Genomic DNA, 18584 nt, shown 5'->3' with positions numbered 1-18584 from the left:
CGCCCGCGCCCCGGCCAGGGCCTGGTGCGAAAGACCCGCATGCCGGGCGCGACGGGCCCTGGGTCAGGACAGCTCGGGCAGATCGTCGGCGTAGAGCAGGGTCAGGTCGTCCGTGCTCGGCTCCGGCAGCTGGGCGACCCGGCTCGCGTGCCGCTCCACCATCGCCTCGAACGTCTGCCGCGCGGTGCGGCCGTTGCCGAAGGCGGGGCCCTTGGGAATCTCCGTGAAGTACTTCAGCAGGCCCTCCGAGGCACCCGGGGCCAGCCGGTACTCGTGCTCCTCGGCCTGCTGCTCCACGATCCGCAACAGCTCCCCGGCCCCGTAGTCGCCGAAGGTGATGGTCCGTGAGAAACGGGACGCCACACCCGGGTTGACGGACAGGAACCGCTCCATCTCGGCGGTGTACCCCGCGACGATCACCACGACCGCGTCCCGGTGATCCTCCATCAGCTTCACGAGCGTGTCGATGGCCTCCTTGCCGAAGTCACGCCCGGAGTCCTCGGGGGAGAGCGCGTAGGCCTCGTCGATGAACAGCACGCCGCCGCGCGCCTTCTCGAACGCCTCCTGGGTACGGATCGCCGTGGATCCGATGTGCTCGCCGACCAGATCCACGCGCGAGACCTCGACCAGGTGCCCCTTCTCCAGCACGTCGAGGGAGGCGAGGATCTCGCCGTACAGCCGCGCGACCGTGGTCTTGCCGGTGCCCGGGGAGCCCGTGAAGACCAGGTGACGCTTGACGGACGCGGCCTTCAGCCCCGCCTGCTGCCGACGCCGGCCCACTTCGATCATGTCGGTGAGGGCCCGCACCTCCCGCTTGACGCTCTCCAGGCCCACCAGCGCGTCGAGTTCGCCGAGCACGGTCCTCGACGGACGCGTCTCCTTCTCCTCCGGCCCGGTGGCCGGCTCGGGCGGCGTCCGCTCGGCCGGCTGCCCGGGCAGGGCGCCGAGCAGGCCGGGGGAGTGGCCGGTGGTCTGCACGACCGGCTCCGGTGCCGCCGGCGACGTGAGGCTGCCGCTCTCGTCGCTGGTGCAGTCCTCCACCAGCGGACCTCCCGCGCCGGCGGCCGCGCCGCTCTCGGCGAACTCGTACCCGCCGCGCGCGCAGCGTTCCGTGCGGCACTTGCGCAGCGTCGTCCGGCTGCCGTCTATCACGTGGAAGCCGTAGCCGCCGCTGCCCGTGACCCGGCAGTCGAGGAAGCTGCCCCGGCCGCCGGCCGAGACGTAGACACCGGCCTCCGCCGGGGAGGCGATGGTGCAGCGCTCGACGGTCGGGTCGGCGCCCTTGGTGACGATCACGCCGGTCTGCATCCCGTCCAGGGTGCAGCTGCTGAGGGTGCCGCCGCTGCCGTGGTCCCGGAACCAGGCTCCCGTGGCCGCCTCCCGGATCCGGCAGTCGTCGAGCTGGGCGGTGGCGCCGTCGCTCACCGACACGGCGGTGTTGCGCACCTGCGACAGGTCGCTGTCGACCACGTCCGCGCGCGAACCGCGGTCGAGGACGAACAGGGCGTCCGGCACGTCGTGCACCCGGCACGAGTCCAGGACGACGGTGGCGCCGTCGCTCACCCACACCGCCGGATAGTCGCCGGTGCTGTCGAAGATCTCGCACTGGTTGGCGTCCGCGCGGGTGCCCGGGTCCCACACCGACAGGCCGTTGCGGCCGAACTGCCGCACGGTGGTGCGGGTCATGGTGAGCACGGAGCGGGACCGCAGGTCGACCGCGTTCTCCGGGATGTCGTGAATGCGGCAGTCGGCCAGCGTCAGCACCGCGTCGGTGTCGAGGGTGACCCCGTCGCCGGTGGTGCGGTGCACATCGCAGTCGGTGAGGTGCGCGGTCGCCCGGCCGGTGACCTGGACCCCGCTGCCCCGCACCTCGTAGACCTCGCAGCCCACCGCCTCGAGCGCCGATTCGTCCCCGGTCGCGGTCAGGCCCGAGCCCGCGGCATGGTGCACACGGCAGCGTTCAAGGCGGGGCCGGGCGCCCCCGCGCACCGCGATGCCCGCCTGCCCCGCCGCGACCACCTCGCACTCCTCGAACACTCCGCCCCCGCCGTCGAGCACGGCTATGCCGATCCCCGCCGGATTGTCGACCGTGCAGCGGCGGACCGTCGGCCGGGCGCTGCCGCGCACCTCGATGCCGGCCGCGGACCGGGTGACCACCCGTATGTCCCGCAGCTCCGGGGTGCCGTCCTCGACCAGCAGGGCGGGCGCCGCCGCGTCCTGCCCCTCCACGTGCAGGTCCTGGACCACCGCCGAAGCGCGTACGGTCAGCGGAACCCCGTCCAGGGGCGCGATGCGCACCGATCCGGACGAGCCCTCGGGACCGCGAAGGGTCACCGCCCGCTCCACGACGAGATTCTCCCGGTAGGTGCCGGGAGCGACGGTGAGGACGTCGCCTTCGGCCGCGGCCTCCAGGGCGGCGGCGAGCGACGCGTACTCACCCGTGCGGCGCCGCCACCGCGATGTGCCGGTGTGCGTCACCTGGACCGTGCCCTGTGCCATGGCGTAGCTGTGCCCCCACCTTGTTGTACGCGGGTTTGTCGTCGATTCCTTCGGCCGGACCACCGTAGCGTGCGCACGGCCGCCGGATTGACCAGAGGCGGAAGACCGTCGGCTTCCGGCGCCGCTCCTGCCCCGGTCGGGGCCCGCTTCGTCCCCTGCCCGGTCCAGGACCGCGCAGGGGACGAAGCGGGCGCCAAGGAGCAGCCGTCCCGCGCCCTCGACCGGGGCCGCCCCGGGCGGGGGTGCGCCGAAGCCGGTGAGCACGGTACGCGTCGTCGCCGGCGCGGTGTCCGGCGGGCGGGCCGTCGCCGGTACGCGGCGTCGGTCCGCAGGGGGAGTGCCTGCCCGGCCGCGGGTCGGTGTCCGCACGGGCGTGCTCGAGAACCCGTGGCACCGTGGCCCGCACCTGGTGGCTCGCCGTGTGCTGTTCGCACGCGGCACGGGGGAGGGCGTGTTCGGCGGCATCCCCGGTGAGGGCACCGACGAGCGGAGCGGCGACGAGAACGGGCGCCGGCGCCACGAGCGCCGGCCGGCGCTCGGACAGGTCCCAGGTCGGCCGGACGGCACAGCGGATCGTGCCGCCGGAGCCGGAGCCGGAGCCGGAGCTCGCCGACCGCACCGGCGCACCCCCTTCCCCCTCCGTGGCCGTCCCGTGGTACCCCCGACGGGGCCGTTCACCCGGGGTTGCGCCGGTGGAGAGAGGTCACCCCGGCGTCACCCCGGGCCCCCGCCGACCTCCCGGAAAGGCCGACGGGTGGACCCGGGACGCGGTTCCCGCGCACGCGCAGGGCCCGCACGGCACCGCGGCGTCCGGACGTGTGTCAGGCGAGGACCGTGACCGGATCGCCGACCCGGACCGTGCCGGGCGCGAGGGGCACCAGGTTCTGCCCGAACACCAGCTTGCCGCCGAACCGGCGGTGTCTGCCGAGCGAATGCAGGGGTTCCCGGCCGCGCCCGGCGGTGCGCTGGTCGGTGGTCGTCACCACACACCGGCCACTGGGTTTGGCGACGCGGAAGGCGACCTCGCCGACCGTGATGCGCGACCAGGTGTCCTCGGCCCAGGCGGTGGTGCCCTCGACCACCAGGTTCGGCCGGAAGCGGTTCATGGGCAGGGGCCCTTCGCCCGCGTGATCGCCCTCGGCGACCAGGGCGTTGAGGGCGTCGAGGGACGCGGTCGTGGTGAGCAGCAGGGGATAGCCGTCGGCGAGGCTGACCGTTTCGCCCGGCAGCGCGAACCTCGGGTCCACCGGCCGGCGCGTGGCGGGGTCGTCCAGGTGCACCAGACGCACCTCGGAGCCGAGGAAGGCGCTGCACCAGGCGTGCACGGCGTCGTCCTCGGCCGGCACCACGTGGATCTTGTCGCGGAAGATCTCCGCCCGCTCGGCGGGGCCTGCCGGCACGGCCACTGCCACCGGGGCCCTGCCGGGCGCGGACAGCCGCAGACCGCCGCCGGGCAGCGGCTCGGCAGCGGCCAGCGCGAGGCGCGGGTGCCTGCGTTGTGTGACGACCCTTCCCCCGTCGTCGATCAGCATCCAGCGCCGGTCTCCGGCCGGTCCCCAGGGCTCCACGACGACCTCCGGGAGAGACAGGCTCCGGAAGGCCTTGACCGGATGGATGTGAAGCGAGTGCAGCAGCATGTTCCCCATGGGGTCATCGTGCCAGCCGGTGACGACGACTTGGGGGGCTGCGGCCCGCGGGACGGCTCAGGGCCCGGGGCTCATCGTCCGGAACGGCTCGGTGTCCGGTACTCGGCGAGCACCGGACACCGCTCAGTACCCGCGGTACTGCTGGTTGTTGTACGGGTCCTGGTACGGCGCCGGCACCGGGCGCGGGGCCGCGGGGCGCATCGCCTCGTAGCCCGCGCCGGGAGTGGCGGGACGCGGCTGCTGCGGCTGGGGGCCGGGGTAACCGCGCGGTGCGGTGGCCTGCTGCGGGATGTACGGCGAGTACGCCTGCTGGAGCGGCGCCGGCTGCTGCGCCTGCGGGTACCCGTAGGCGGGCTGGGAAGGGGCCGCCGGGAGCGCGGGCAGCGCCGAGGGAAGCGCGGGCAGGTGGCTGCCCGGCGCGTCGTAGGCGGAGGGGACCCGGATCGGGGCGATCTGCGGGGTGCCCCGCTCGGCCACGAGCGAGTCGTAGATCGGAGTGTCCGGGAAGGAGGCGGAGTAGTAGCCGCCGCCATAAGTGGAGCGGGGGGAGGTCATGGCCATAAGTTAAGCCCACGATGTGCTGGTTGGGGAGACCGATAAGAGGGTTGTTTTCCGTGCCCGTCGTGCCCTGGGATAGCTAATCCGGGCGAACTTGGATGAAACGGCTGTACGTTCGGGTGACTGTCTGGTAAAAGCCGAGTTCCGGCGGGGTTGCCTGCGGTGATCGACCTCTGCGCGCACGCCCCGTGGGAGTTCCCGTGCGCGGGTACTAGGTTGTGCGGACGGAACACGACGCATGCCGGGCACCGCCCGGCGAGGTGACACGTGATGGGGGCGGACATGTCAATGTCGAAGGGGTCGAACACGCCGGTGCCGACCACGGCACTCCGCGTGGAACTGGGGTGGCGCGCCGGTCCCGGAGTACCCGACGCGGACGCCTCCGCGCTCCTGCTGGCCGGCGGCAAGGTCCGCTCCGACGGCGACTTCGTCTTCTACAACCAGCCCGCCCACTCCTCCGGAGCCGTCCGGCACGAGGGCAAGCGGAACGCCGGAGGGCAGGTCACCGACACCGTCCTCGTCGACCTCGCGCGGGTGGAGCCCGGCATCGAGACGGTGATCCTCGCGGCCTCCTGCGACGGCGGCACCTTCGACCGGATCCCGGGCCTGTACATCGAGGTCAAGGACGTCGCGCAGGGCGCCGTCGCCGCCCGCTTCGACAGCACGGGTGCCACCAGCGAGAGCGCCTTCGTGCTCGGCGAGTTCTACCGCCGCCAGGGCGCCTGGAAGTTCCGCGCCGTCGGACAGGGCTACAGCAGCGGACTCGAGGGCCTGGCCACCGACTACGGCATCACCGTCGACGAGCCGCAGCGTGCCGTTCCCGCCGCCCCTGCCTCCCCGGCGGTCGCCCCGACGCCCCCGGCCCCGGAGCCCCCGGTCACCGCCCCGCCGCCCCGGCCGGCCGGCCCGCCCCCCTCGGCCGCGCCCCCGGCCGCGTCGCCGGCGCGGCTCACCAAGGTGACACTCACCAAGGCCGCCCCCTCCGTCTCGCTGACCAAACAGGGCGGAACCTCGGGCGCCCTGCGGGTGAACCTCAACTGGCAGGTGCGCAAACAGTTCTCCGGCTGGGCGGGCAAGCTGGGCCGTCCGGTCGCCACGCACGCCGACCTCGACCTCGACCTGTGCGCCCTGTTCGAACTCAGCGACGGCAGCAAGGGAGCCGTCCAGGCCCTCGGCAACGCGTACGGGGCACTGCGGCGGCCCCCCTTCATCCACCTCGACGGCGACGACCGCACCGGCGCCGTGGACTCCGGCGAGAACCTCACCGTCAGCCTCGACCACAAGCAGTACTTCCGCCGCATCCTCGTCTTCGTCACCATCTACGAGGGCGCCCGCTCCTTCGCCGACCTGCACGCCACGGTCACCCTCCAGCCGCAGCACGGCGCCGCGGTCGACTTCTCGCTCGACGAGTGCACCGTTCCCTCGACGGTGTGCGCCCTCGCCCTCATCACCAACACCGGCGGCGACCTCGTCGTCCAGCGCGAGGCCCGCTACCTGGTGCCCGAGCGGGGCGTCAGTCCGCAGCGCACCGTCGACCGCGTCTACGGCTGGGGCATGAACTGGACCCCCGGCCGCAAGTGATCCCCGGCCGGCAGCGGCTCCGGCGGCACGGGATCCCCGGCCGGGCATGAGACGTCCTGACGCCTCGTGACACCTGACGGGCCGCCGGTTCAGCCCTCGTCGGGCACGGCGCCCGGACGCGGGTAGGTGCGGCCCTTCCAGGCCGCACCCCGCCCGCGGTGGTGCCGCACCGCCGAGTCGACCGTCATCAGCAGGTACAGGAACGCGGTGAACGGCAGCAGGGGAGCGAGCCACAGCGGCTGCCGGTAGTAGCGCAGCATCGGAACGTACGTCCCCGCCATCACCAGCCAGGCGGCCGCGCCGGCGGCCACGGCCGGCGTGCTCCCCGTCGCCAGCCCCGCGACCACCGTCACCGGCGGCACCAGGTACACCAGTGCGAGACCCGCGACCGTACCCGCCAGCAGCACCGCGCTGTGCCGCAGCTGCGCGTACGCGCTCCGCGACACCATGCGCCACAGGTCGTCCAGCCGCGGGTAGGGGCGCACACTGTGCACCCCGTCCGCCAGCCCCAGCCAGACCCGTCCGCCGCAGGCCTTGACCGCCCGCGCGAGCGCCACGTCGTCGATGACGGCCTGCCGGACGGCGTCCGGGATCCGCGCCCGCCCGGCCGCCTCCGCACGCAGCAGCACGCAGCCCCCGGCCGCCGCGGCCGTCCGCGACCCGTCCCGCCCGATCCGGCGGAACGGATACAGCTGCGCGAAGAAGTACACGAACGCCGGCACGATCATCCGCTCCCAGGCGCTTTCCACGCGCAGCCGCGCCATCTGCGAGACGACGTCGAACCCGCCGGTACCGGCCGCCGCGACCAACCGGCGCAGGCTGTAGGGCGCGTGCGCGATGTCGGCGTCCGTGAGCAGCAGGTACTCGGGCGCACGCGCGCGTGCCAGGCCGATCCCGTGCCGCACCGCCCAGAGCTTGCCGGTCCAGCCGGCCGGCGGCTCACCGGGCGAACCCACGGTCAGCTCCAGCCCGCCGTGCCGGTCCGCCAGCTCACGCGCGAGCCGCCCGGTGCCGTCCGTACTGCCGTCGTCGACGAGGAAGACCTCCGCACGCCCGGGATAGTCCTGGGCGAGCAGCGACGGCAGGCTCAAGGGCAGTACCGCCGCCTCGTCCCGCGCGGGAACGACCACGCACACCGACGGCCACGACTCCGGCTCCCGCCGGGACGGGAGCCGGACGTCCGTACGCCAGAAGAAACCCTGTCCGAGCAGCAGCCACAACCAGGCGGCGAGGGACACGACGGCGGTCCAGGCAAGGGCGCTCACGTGCGCAGTCTGCCCCGGACGAGCGGCCGGACACGGCCCATCGTCTATCGTGACCGGGTGAAGATCGCGCTCATGGACTCCGGAATCGGCCTGCTGGCGGCCACCGCAGCGGTACGGCGCCTCCGCCCCGACGCCGATCTCGTCCTCTCCCTCGACCCCGACGGCATGCCCTGGGGGCCCAGGACCCCTCAGGACCTCACCGCCCGCGCCCTCGCCGTCGCCGAGGCGGCCGCCGCGCGCCGGCCCGACGCCCTGATCGTCGGCTGCAACACCGCGACCGTGCACGCGCTCACCGCCCTGCGCGCCCGCCTCGAACCGGTCCTGCCCGTCGTCGGCACCGTCCCGGCGATCAAGCCGGCTGCGGCCGGCGGCGGGCCGCTGGCGATCTGGGCGACCCCCGCCACGACCGGCAGCCCGTACCAGCGAAACCTGATCCGGGAATTCGCCGGCGGCGTCGACGTCACCGAGGTGCCGTGCTGGGGGCTCGCGGAGGCCGTGGAACGCGCGGACGAGAGCGCGATCACCGCCGCCGTCGCCGCCGCCGCCGAGCTCACCCCGGACGAGGTGACGACCGTCGTCCTGGGCTGCACCCATTACGAACTGGTCGCCGAACGCATCCGGGCCGCGGTGCAGCGCCCCGGCCTGCCGCCGCTCGTCCTGCACGGCTCCGCCGGAGCGGTCGCCGCCCAGGCCATGCGCCGCCTCGGCGAGCGGCCCGCCCCCGGGACCCCGGCGACCGGCACCCTCACCGTGCTGCTGAGCGGACGCGAGGGCACGCTGCCCCGGCCCGCCCTCACCTACGCGGAAGGCAGGCTGCTCCAGCAGGTCACCCCCGCGGTGTGACCCCGGCCACCCGACACCTCGGCCCCACCCCCGCCCGGTCGGCGCAGTGACGCCGGGCGACGCGGTACCCGGGGGGCGAAACGTGAGTAACCTCGAGGGCATGAGGGACCAGCCCCGTGGCGCCCACACCCCGTACCCCCACGTCTGGACCGGTCGCGCGACCAACCGGATGCAGTGGCTGCCGGCGCTGATCGGTGCCGCCTGCATGGCGCTCGGCATCGTGCTCGCCGTCGACTCGGCCTGGTCGAACGGCACCGCGCCGCTGGCCATGGCCGTCGTCGGGTGCATCGCGGCCGGACTGCTGGTCCTGTTCGGCACCCTCGCCTTCGTGCACGTCGCGCTGCGGGTCGACGAGGAGAACGTGGAAGTGCGCTGCGGCCACATCGGAGTGCCGCGCCGCCGCATCCCGCTGTCGCACGTCGCCGGAGCCGAGTTCGTCCCGCACGTCACACCGCGGCACTGGGGCGGCTGGGGCTACCGCTGGCGGCCCGAGAAGGGCACCGCGGTCGTCGTGCGCCGTGGCGAGGGCATCGCGCTGAGCCTGTGGGACGGACACACCTTCACGATCACCGTGGACGACGCGGAGGCGGCGGTGAGCGTCATCCGTGACCGTCTCCACCCGCACCGGCCGGACCCGGCGGGCTGAGCCACCGCGCCGGGGCGGCCGCGGTGCGAGCCGGACCCCGCCCACGGAAGTGTCCGTCGGCCGCCCCGGTGCACCGGAGGCGAGCGGACGGGCGGGCCGTCGCGAGTCCCGCGAGTGCTCCCGCCCCCACCGGGCCGCGGTGAAGCCCAGCGCGTCGCTCATGGCGGCGACCGCCGCGACGGCCGTCAGCGCCGCACCCTCCGACGCGCCACGGGCGTGGCACGCACACCGCGCCACAGCGCACCCGGCACCCGGCCGAAGACCGACGCCGGCAGCGCCGCCCCGACGACGCCCTGTCCGGCCGCCGGCCGGAACGGGGTCCAGTGCGGCCGGCCGTCGGACAGCACGGTCCGGCCGGCCGGGGTGCTCGACTCCCCGAAGCACCCCGGACCCCCTCCCCGGCCCGCGTCGTGACGCACCACCCCGAGCGCGGTCCGCCACAGTTCCACCCGGCGCGGGGCCGGCCTGCCCCCAGTGCTTCGGCCGGCCCGGCGTTCCCGGCGACCGTCCGGGCCGGCCCGGCCCCCCTGGCGGCGGCACGGCCGGGGCCCGGGCCGGTCGCCGTAGACTCGCGGAGTGACCGTCACCGCAACCTCCGTCGGCGAGTCGGACCCGATGCCCCCGCAGACCGCACCCGGCGCGTGGCGCCGGCGGCTCGTGCGCCTCGTTCCGTTCGCAGCGGCAGCACTCTCCGGGCTGCTCCTCTACGTCAGCTTCCCGCCGCGCACCCTGTGGTGGCTGGCGCTGCCCGCCTTCGCGGTCCTCGGCCGGCTGCTGCGCGGACGGAGCTGGAAGGCGGGGCTCGGCCTCGGATACCTCTTCGGCCTGGGCTTCCTGCTGCCGCTGCTGGTGTGGACCGGTGTGGAGGTCGGGCCGGGTCCGTGGATCGCCCTCGCCGTGATCGAGGCGGTCTTCGTCGCACTGGTCGGTGCGGGTGCCGCCGCGGTCTCGAAGCTGCCCGGGGCGCCGGTGTGGGCCGCCGCGCTCTGGACCGCCGGGGAGGCGGCACGCGCGCGTGTGCCGTTCAGCGGGTTTCCCTGGGGCAAGATCGCGTTCGGGCAGGCGGACGGCGTGTTCCTGCCGCTCGCCGCGCTGGGGGGCACCCCTGTGCTCGGCTTCGCGGTCGCCCTGTGCGGCTTCGGCCTGTACGAGATCGTGCGCGTGGTCCTGGACGCCCGCCGTACCACAACCGTGCGCCGTGTCGCGGCGGCCGTCGGCGTGCTGAGCGTGGCGGCGCCCCTCGTGGCCGCGGTCGCCGCCCGGCCCCTGGTGAGCGACACGGCCGAGGACGGCACGGCGACCGTCGCGGTCGTCCAGGGCAACGTGCCGCGTCTGGGGCTCGACTTCAACGCCCAGCGGCGTGCCGTCCTCGACCACCACGCGCGCGAGACGGAGCGTCTGGCCGCCGCCGTCGACGCGGGCGAGGCCGAGCCGCCCGACATCGTGCTGTGGCCGGAGAACTCCTCCGACATCGACCCCTTCGCCAACGCCGACGCGCGTGCCGTCATCGACCGCGCGGCGCAGGCGATCGGCGCCCCGGTCTCGGTCGGCGCCGTGGTGGGCAAGGACGGCAGGCTGCTCAACGAGCAGGTTCTCTGGGACCCGGACAAGGGCCCCGTGGACAGCTACGACAAGCGGCAGATCCAGCCCTTCGGCGAGTACCTCCCGCTGCGTTCCCTGGTCGGGGCGATCAACGACGAATGGACGTCGATGGTCCGCCAGGACTTCAGCCGGGGCACCGAACCGGGCGTGTTCACCATGGCCGGCACCGGCGTCGGACTCGTCACCTGCTACGAGGCGGCCTTCGACTGGGCGGTGCGCGACACGGTCACCGACGGCGCCCAGCTGATCTCCGTACCCAGCAACAACGCGACCTTCGGCCGCAGCGAGATGACCTACCAGCAGCTCGCCATGTCCAGGGTCCGCGCCGTCGAGCACAGCCGCACCGTCACCGTTCCGGTGACCAGCGGCGTCAGCGCGATCATCATGCCGGACGGGGAGGTCAGCCAAAGGACCGGCATGTTCGTCGCCGACTCCCTGGTACAGGAGGTGCCGCTGCGCTCCTCGCTGACGCCCGCCACCCGCCTCGGCGTCCTCCCCGAGACCGCCCTCGTCCTGGTCGCCGCGGGCGGTCTGGGGTGGGCCGTCGCCACCGGTGTGCGCGGGCGGGCGCGCCGGTGACGCGCAGTCGTACGTCCGGCGGACGCCACCTGAAGCGTCGTGGAGCGGCCCGCCCTGCCCGTTAGGGTCTGGGGCATGGCTACTCCTGACTTCATCAGCACCCTGCGCCTCTTGGCCGGTCACCAGCTGCTCTGGCTTCCCGGGGTCACCGCCCTCGTCTTCGACGACGAGGGCAGAGTGCTGCTGAACCGCCGGTCCGACACCGGTAAGTGGTCGGTGATCGGCGGCATCCCCGACCCGGGGGAGCAGCCCGCGGCCTGCGCGGTGCGCGAGGTCGAGGAGGAGACCGCGGTGCGCTGCGTCGTCGAGCGGGTCGTGATGGTCCAGGCACTGGAGCCGGTGACGTACGACAACGGCGACATCTGCCAGTACATGGACATCACCTTCCGCTGCCGTGCCGTCGGCGGTGAGGCCCGCGTCAACGACGACGAATCGCTGGACGTCGCCTGGTTCGACGTGGACGCGCTGCCGGAGCTGAACGAGTTCGGGCGCTTCCGGATCAAGCAGGCCATGGCTGACGCGCCCGCATGGTTCGACCCCACTGCTTCCGGCTGAACTGCGGGGCACCACCGCACGGGGCGGAGCAGGGGCGCTGCCCGGGGCCAGGACATGACCGCGCCCCGCGCCCTGGTCGCCGGCGGGCTCCTTCAACGTACCGGACCTGTTCCGGTACGCGGTCGGCGCGCTGGCCGGATGGCCGGGCGCAGCCTCTCGAAGGGCGGGCCGGCGATGGACGTCCTTGTCCGCCCGGAAGGCCCCGGCCGGCTCGCTGACCAGGCCGCGGAAGGTTCCGTAGTCGCGACGCCGGGGCGGCTTTCCTCGAGAGGGCGGACCGGGCGTGGGGTTCTCGGCGTCCCAGGAGCGCCGAGGTCGTCCCGGTCCCGTGAAGGGCCCGGCAGCGACCTCCGCCCCGTCCCACCCGTGCACGCCGGCCACCCGTATGCCCGACCATCGATCGGCATAAAACGGTTCTTACCGGAGACTCGATGGTGCGAGCGTGGGTGAGCGCGCCCGGTGTCGTGCTGCGCGACCACCGGTGACGGCGAGGAGACGGGCATGGTCCTGAAATCCATGAGCACCATCGAAGAGTCGGTCGACATCGACGTCCCGGTCCATGTGGCGTACAACCAGTGGACGCAGTTCAAGACGTTCCCCCGCTTCCTGGACGGCGTCAAACGTGTCGACCAGATCCAGGCGGTGATGACCCACTGGGTGACCCGGTTCGGCCCGAGGACGTACGAGTACGACGCGGAGATCGTGGAACAGGTCCCGGACCGGCTGGTCCGCTGGAAGGTCCTCGACGAACCCCGGCACACCGGCGCGGCGGTCTTCGAGGCACTCGACGCCGGCCACTGCCGGATGACCCTGCGCGTCGACCTGCGGTCCCGGGGAGTCCTGAAGCGGGCGGCGACCGCTCTCGGCCTTCCCCGCCGTGTGGTCCACACCGCTCTGACGGCCTTCAAGGAGTTCACCGAGGGGCAGGGCCGCGAGACCGGCGCCTGGCGCGGCGAGATCAGCAAGGGCCACGTCCAGCCCACCGAGGGCCGGAGCCGCCCCCATGTGCCGACCTGGCCCACCGGCTGACCGGCTGACCGGCAGGCGGGCAGGCCGGATCAACGGGCCGGCCGGCCCGTACCCGGCAGAACGGCCACGGGGCCGCACCGGCGTCAGGGGATGCAGGACACGGAGCGAGGAGGGATCACGTTGCAGAAGCCGCCGAGCGAGGAACCGGCCGACGACCGTCCTGAGGTCACCCCGCCCCACACCTGGGCCGCGGGCGTACCAGCGGTGTACCACGCGATGAAGTACTCCCTGGGCCAGACGTCGGTCCGGCGTACGGGGCTCACGCTGCTGAACCTCAACCAGGTCCGCGGCTTCGACTGCCCCGGCTGTGCGTGGCCCGAGCCCGAGCCGGGGCACCGCCCCATGAACGAGTACTGCGAGAACGGCGCCAAGCACACCAACGATGAAGCCACCTCGCGCCGTATCACGGCTGACTTCTTCCGCCGGTACCCGATCAGCGAGCTGGCCGGGAAGTCCGACCGGTGGCTCAACCAACAGGGCCGCCTCACCCGGCCCGTGGTCAAGCGGCCCGGCTCCGACCACTACGAGCCGATCAGCTGGGGTGCAGCCCTCGACCTGCTCGCCGACGAACTGGAGGCGCTGGACTCCCCGAACGAGGCGATCTTCTACACCTCCGGCCGCGCCAGTAACGAGGCCGCGTTCGTCCTGCAGCTCTTCGCCCGCGCGTTCGGCACCAACAACCTGCCGGACTGCTCCAACATGTGCCACGAATCCAGTGGCACCGCGCTCAACGAGACCCTCGGCACCGGCAAGGGCGACGTGTCGCTGCGTGACATCCACCACGCCGACCTCATTCTGGTCGTCGGCCAGAACCCGGGCACCAACCACCCCCGGATGCTGTCCGCGCTGGAGAACTGCAAGCGCCGTGGAGGCAGGATCGTCGCCGTCAACCCGCTGCCCGAGGCGGGCCTGGCCCGCTTCAAGCAGCCCCAGCGGCCCCGCGGCGTCGTCGGTCGCGGCACACGGATCGCCGACCGCTTCCTCCACATCAGGATCGGCGGAGACCTGGCCCTGTTCCAGGCGCTCAACCTCCTGCTCCTGGAGGCGGAGGAGGCCGCGCCCGGCACCGTCCTCGACCGGGACTTCGTCAACGCCCAGACCGAGGGCTTCGAGGAGTTCGCCCGGCACCTGCGCGCCACCGTCTCCTGGCCCGAGGTCGAGAAGGCCACCGGTCTGACCCGCGCCCGGATCGAGGAAGTGCGCGACATGGTCCTCGAGAGCAAGCGCGTGATCGTCTGCTGGGCGATGGGCCTGACCCAGCACAAGCACGGCGTGCCCACCATCCGCGAGGTGGTCAACTTCCTGCTGCTGCGCGGCAACATCGGCCGGCCCGGCGCCGGTGCCTGTCCCGTGCGAGGTCACAGCAACGTGCAGGGCGACCGGACCATGGGCATCTGGGAGCGGATGCCGGACCACTTCCTCGACGCCCTCGCCCGCGAGTTCCGCTTCGAGCCGCCCCGCGAGCACGGCTGGGACTCCGTCGACTCCGTCCGGGCCATGCGCGACGGCCGTGCCACGGTCTTCCTCGGCCTGGCCGGGAACTTCGTCCGCGCCATCTCGGACAGCGAGGTCAGTGAGGCCGCCATGCGCAACTGCCGGTTGACCGCGCACATCTCCACCAAGCTCAACCGCTCCCACGTCGTGTGCGGCGAGACCGCCCTGATCCTGCCCACCCTCGGCCGCACCGAGCGGGACGTGCAGGCCACCGGCGAGCAGTTCGTCACCGTCGAGGACTCCATGAGCCAGATCCACGCCTCCCGCGGTGTCCTCGAACCGGCCTCCCCACACCTCCTCAGTGAGGTCGCCGTCCTCAGCCGCCTGGCCCGCCGCACCCTCGGTGACAAGGCCTCCGTCCGCTGGGAACGCTTCGAGACCGACTACGACTGCGTCCGCGACCACATCTCCCGCGTCGTCCCCGGCTTCGAGGACTTCAACACACGCGTCCGCCGCCCCGGCGGCTTCGGCCTGTCCAACCCGGTCAACGAGGGCGTCTTCCCCACACCCGTCGGCAAGGCCCTCTTCAGCCGCAACGACTTCGAGGCCCTGACCGCCCCGCCCGGCCATCTGATCCTGCAGAGCCTGCGCTCCCACGACCAGTGGAACACCGTTCCGTACACGGACGACGACCGTTACCGAGGCATCCACGGCTCCCGCCGCGTCGTCTTCGTCAACTGGTACGACATGCGCGAACTCGGCCTGGAAGAGGGCGTGTCGGTCGACCTGGTCGGCGTCTGGAAGGACGGTGCCGAACGCCGGGCGGAGAACTTCCGGGTGGTCGGCTACCCGACCTCACGGGGCTGTGCGGCTGCCTACTACCCGGAGGCCAACGTACTGGTGCCGCTGGACAGCGTGGCGTACCTGAGCAACACGCCGACCTCGAAGGGGATCGTGGTGCGGCTGGAACCCCGGGAGGCGGCGCGTGCGACGGCGGCGGGAGAAGAGGGAGGCTCGTCCTGACCCCGGCCCTCGGCCGGGCCTCCGGGTGGGGCCCCGTCAGGGGGAGGGCGCAACGACGACGGCGCGACCGGCGCGGCGGGAGTGCTCCGCCGTGCGAAGCCGTCGAGCGTGGTCGGGGGAATGTGCACAACCGCGGGTGTTCTCGGCCGGCCTTCGGGCACTCGGCCCCGAAACCACTGGGACGTATGGGGAGGAACCATGCAGCTGTCATTCCTTGAGCCGCTTTTCGACCGTCCCGGTCCCTGGGCGACGGTCTACCTCGGCCCCGGGGAGAACGACGAGTCGGGTGCCAAGCGGCGCGAGCTGTCCGTACGGGAAGCCTGCCGGACGCTGGAGGAGAGCGGTGCCGACGAGGAGACCGCACAGGCGGTCCACGACGACCTGATGGGCATGAGCCCCGCGGAGGACCCGGCGGGCCGGGTCGTCTTCGCCACGGGTGGCGAGGTGGTGCTCGGGCACCGCCTCACCCGGCCCCCGCAGCGGGACATCGCGGCCTGGGCCCCTCTGCCCCGCCTGACCCCGCTGCTGGAACTGGCCGGTCAGGACCCCGTATGCCTCGTGGCGTACGTCGACCGGACCGGCGCGGACTTCGAGGTGCGCGGGGCGGCCGGGCGCACCCGGGACGCCGGGCAGGTGGAGGGCCGGCAGTGGCCGATGCACCGCACGGCCACGGCGGACTGGTCCGAGCGGCACTTCCAGCTCAAGGTCGAGAACACCTGGGAGCACAACGCCGGTGAGATCGCACAGGCGCTGACCGGAGTGTACGAGGAGTCCGGCGCCGATCTGATCGTGCTGGTCGGTGACGCGCGCGAACGGCCGGCGGTGTACGACAGGCTCTCCGACGCCGTCCGCGAGGTGACGGTGGAGACCGAGCACGGAGGCCGTGCCGCCGGCTCGTCCTCACCCGCACTCGAGCAGGCCATCGAGCAGGCCCGGAGCCGGCACACCCGCCGTCGCGTGGACGAGGCGCTGGAACGCTTCCGCGCCGGGCGGGTGGGCACCGACCGGCCCACGGACGCCGTCGAGGGCGTCCCGGCCGTGGTGGAGGCGGCACGCGAGCACCGTATCGGCACCCTGCTGATCAGGCCCGACGGACCGGATCTGGGCCGTGAGACGTGGGTGGGCGCGGAGCCCGACCAGGTGGCGGTGCGCCGGACCGACGCGCAGACCCTCGGCGAGAGCGATCCCGTCTCCGCCCGCGCGGACGACGCGCTGCTGCGGTCGGCCGCCGTCACGACCGCCGACGTGCTGGTTGTTCCGCCACTGGATCCTCGGAACGTTTCCGATGCTCCCGACGTTTCGGAGGCGGTCGAAGGCACGGGGGAGGACGCCGACATCCCGGTGGGCGGTCTCGGTGCCCTGCTGCGCTGGACCTACGAGCCCACCGCGCGGTGACCGGGAGCAGCGCCCGGCCCTGACCTCCGTACCGTTGCCGCCGCCCGTCGGGGCGGCGGCAACGTGGGTGGGGCGGTGTGTGACCGTGGACAACGTTGTCGCCGTTGCCGCGTGTCAATATATGACCAATCAATTATTTGGACGACCACCGGTCCGAGGGAGTCCTCACGGAGCCGTTATTCGGGCGCACGGCTCGAACTCGCAACGACTGCCACGGGCCGAGAGCCTTACCAGCTCTGGTTCCAGGGGCCGACGACGTCCCCGCCTCCCCCCGCTTCTGTACCGCTCCGCTTCCGCACCGCTGCCTTCGAAAGGTTGTTCTGTACCATGCCGCTGGCTCTGCTGGCCCTGGCCGTCGTCGCGTTCGCCATCGGCACGACCGAGTTCGCCACGATGGGGCTGCTGCCCCAGATCGCCGACGGGATCGGCGTGTCCGTGCCGCACGCCGGCAACCTCGTCTCCGCCTACGCGCTCGGTGTCGTCGTCGGCGCGCCCCTGCTGACGGGCATCGGTGCGCGCATGCCCCACAAGCGACTGCTGCTTCTCCTGTCGGGACTGTTCGTGGTCGGCAACGCGGCGTCCGCGCTCGCTCCCGACTTCGGCCTGCTCTTCGCCGCACGGTTCCTGGCGGGCCTGCCGCACGGAGCGCTGTTCGGCGTGGGTGCCGTCGTCGCCTCACGACTGGTCGCCCCGGGGCGCGCGGCACGTGCCGTCTCGAGGGTGTTCCTCGGTCTCACCGTCGCCAACATCGTCGGCGTACCCGCGAGCACGGCCCTCGGGCAGCAGCTGGGCTGGCGGTCCGCCTACTGGGCGGTCACCGTCATCGGACTCGTCGCCCTCGTCATGCTGGCCTGCTTCGTCCCCCACCAGCCGCGTGGCCGGCAGTCCGGCATCCGGTCCGAGCTGCGGGCCATGGGAAACAGGCAGGTCGTGATCGGTATGGCCGTCGCCGTGGTCGGGTTCGGCGGATTCTTCGCCGTCTACAGCTACCTGGTGCCCATGCTGACCAATCTGACGCGAATGTCGGACTCCTCGACCACTCTGGTCCTTGCGCTCTACGGCGTCGGCATGACGCTCGGCACGCTGATCGCGGGTCCGCTCACGGACCGCGCCCTGCGGCCGACGCTGTACGCGGGCCTGACACTGCTCGCCGCGGCACTGGTGGCGTTCTACTTCACCGTGCACAGCGTCGTGCCCGCCCTGGTGACGATCACCTTCATCGGCGCGATGGGCTCTCTCATCACCACGCCCGTCCAGATGCTGCTCATGGCCAAGGCCAAGAACGCTCCGACGATGGCGGCGGCCTCCAACCACTCCGCGTTCAACCTGGCCAACGCGGGTGGGGCCTGGATCGGCGGCCTGGTCATCTCGGCAGGCTGGGGCTGGGCCGCGCCCAGCCTGGCCGGTGCGGCTCTTGCCCTGGCCGGTCTCGGTCTGGCCGTCACGGGTGGCCTGATGGACCGGGGCAGCCGGCCCTCCGAGGTGATCATGGAAGGCCCGGCCGTGGCCGACCAGGAGGCGCGTACGGCCACGTGACGACCTGAGAAGAGGACGAACCGCCGGGCCCGTCAGAAGTGCGGGCGGGCCCGGCGCGGTGTCCAGGCGTCGGCTGGAGGGTGCCGGACGTCTCCGGACGAGTTGCCCGCGCAGCGTCGCGAGGCTCAGGTGCGGCTCGGGCGTCCGGTGCGGGAACGCGTGGGGCGGTGGATCCGTGCCGGCCCTTCGCGCCGCGCCGTCCAGGGTCTCCCGGCCGGTCGTTCGGTCATGGCCGGCCGGTCTGCCGGCGCCTGCGGCATGGCCGTCCCGAGCGTGACGCGCGGGTGGACGAGGTCGTGGACGTGGCCGGAGAGGCGCCTGCGTTACTGCGCCATCCGTTCCGTCGCGGCGTCGGAGTTCTCCTCACCGGGCGCGTCGGGACGCACCCGATCG

The 18584-nt window shown here is 73.1% G+C and carries 13 protein-coding genes; 9 read left to right on the top strand and 4 right to left on the bottom strand.

Features of this window, described 5'->3' with window-relative positions; all coding sequences use genetic code 11:
- Positions 1-63: 63 nt before the first annotated feature.
- From ORI94_RS14075 to ORI94_RS14065, 3 genes are all read right to left on the bottom strand, one after another.
- On the bottom strand, positions 64-2499 hold the full coding sequence (locus ORI94_RS14075; RefSeq protein WP_266075094.1) for a right-handed parallel beta-helix repeat-containing protein: 2436 nt from the start codon (positions 2497-2499) through the stop codon (positions 64-66).
- A gap of 821 nt (positions 2500-3320) precedes the next feature.
- Positions 3321-4145: an MOSC domain-containing protein gene (locus tag ORI94_RS14070; RefSeq protein ID WP_266075092.1), complete on the bottom strand. Its 825-nt coding sequence runs from the start codon at positions 4143-4145 to the stop codon at positions 3321-3323.
- Between the two features lie 123 nt (positions 4146-4268).
- On the bottom strand, positions 4269-4700 hold the full coding sequence (locus ORI94_RS14065) for a DUF6643 family protein (protein WP_266075090.1): 432 nt from the start codon (positions 4698-4700) through the stop codon (positions 4269-4271).
- 291 nt (positions 4701-4991) lie between these two features.
- On the opposite strand from ORI94_RS14065, the gene ORI94_RS14060 reads away from it, so the two are divergent.
- Positions 4992-6284: a TerD family protein gene (locus ORI94_RS14060; RefSeq protein WP_266075535.1), complete on the top strand. Its 1293-nt coding sequence runs from the start codon at positions 4992-4994 to the stop codon at positions 6282-6284.
- A gap of 89 nt (positions 6285-6373) precedes the next feature.
- On the opposite strand, the gene ORI94_RS14055 is transcribed toward ORI94_RS14060, so the two are convergent.
- The gene (locus ORI94_RS14055) at positions 6374-7549 is read right to left on the bottom strand and encodes a glycosyltransferase (protein ID WP_266075088.1); all 1176 of its coding nucleotides are present in this window, start codon (positions 7547-7549) and stop codon (positions 6374-6376) included.
- 57 nt (positions 7550-7606) lie between these two features.
- Here ORI94_RS14055 and ORI94_RS14050 point away from each other — a divergent pair, with 57 nt between their 5' ends.
- The 8 genes from ORI94_RS14050 to ORI94_RS14015 all read left to right on the top strand — a co-directional run bounded on the left by ORI94_RS14050 (position 7607) and on the right by ORI94_RS14015 (position 18191).
- A complete protein-coding gene (locus ORI94_RS14050; protein ID WP_266075086.1) occupies positions 7607-8392 on the top strand; it encodes a glutamate racemase in 786 nt (261 codons plus the stop codon).
- Between the two features lie 100 nt (positions 8393-8492).
- A complete protein-coding gene (locus ORI94_RS14045) occupies positions 8493-9038 on the top strand; it encodes a hypothetical protein (RefSeq protein WP_266075084.1) in 546 nt (181 codons plus the stop codon).
- Between the two features lie 576 nt (positions 9039-9614).
- Positions 9615-11219 carry an apolipoprotein N-acyltransferase gene (gene lnt, locus ORI94_RS14040; protein ID WP_266075082.1) on the top strand — a complete coding sequence of 535 codons (1605 nt, stop codon included), beginning with the start codon at positions 9615-9617 and terminating at the stop codon, positions 11217-11219.
- 75 nt (positions 11220-11294) lie between these two features.
- Positions 11295-11774, top strand: coding sequence for an NUDIX hydrolase (locus ORI94_RS14035; RefSeq protein ID WP_266075080.1), 480 nt, complete (start codon positions 11295-11297; stop codon positions 11772-11774).
- A gap of 501 nt (positions 11775-12275) precedes the next feature.
- Positions 12276-12803 carry an SRPBCC family protein gene (locus ORI94_RS14030; RefSeq protein ID WP_266075078.1) on the top strand — a complete coding sequence of 176 codons (528 nt, stop codon included), beginning with the start codon at positions 12276-12278 and terminating at the stop codon, positions 12801-12803.
- Positions 12804-12923: 120 nt separating this feature from the next.
- Positions 12924-15260, top strand: a complete 2337-nt coding sequence (locus tag ORI94_RS14025; protein ID WP_266075076.1) for an FdhF/YdeP family oxidoreductase — start codon at positions 12924-12926, stop codon at positions 15258-15260.
- 198 nt (positions 15261-15458) lie between these two features.
- The gene (locus tag ORI94_RS14020; RefSeq protein WP_266075074.1) at positions 15459-16655 is read left to right on the top strand and encodes a Vms1/Ankzf1 family peptidyl-tRNA hydrolase; all 1197 of its coding nucleotides are present in this window, start codon (positions 15459-15461) and stop codon (positions 16653-16655) included.
- Positions 16656-16982: 327 nt separating this feature from the next.
- Entirely contained in the window at positions 16983-18191 is a 1209-nt protein-coding gene (locus tag ORI94_RS14015; RefSeq protein ID WP_266075072.1) for an MFS transporter, read from the top strand.
- The last annotated feature ends 393 nt before the right edge of the window (positions 18192-18584 follow it).

Source organism: Streptomyces sp. NEAU-W12, from assembly GCF_026242095.1.
Taxonomy (GTDB): domain Bacteria; phylum Actinomycetota; class Actinomycetes; order Streptomycetales; family Streptomycetaceae; genus Streptomyces.
This window is presented reverse-complemented; position numbering and strand designations above follow the sequence as displayed.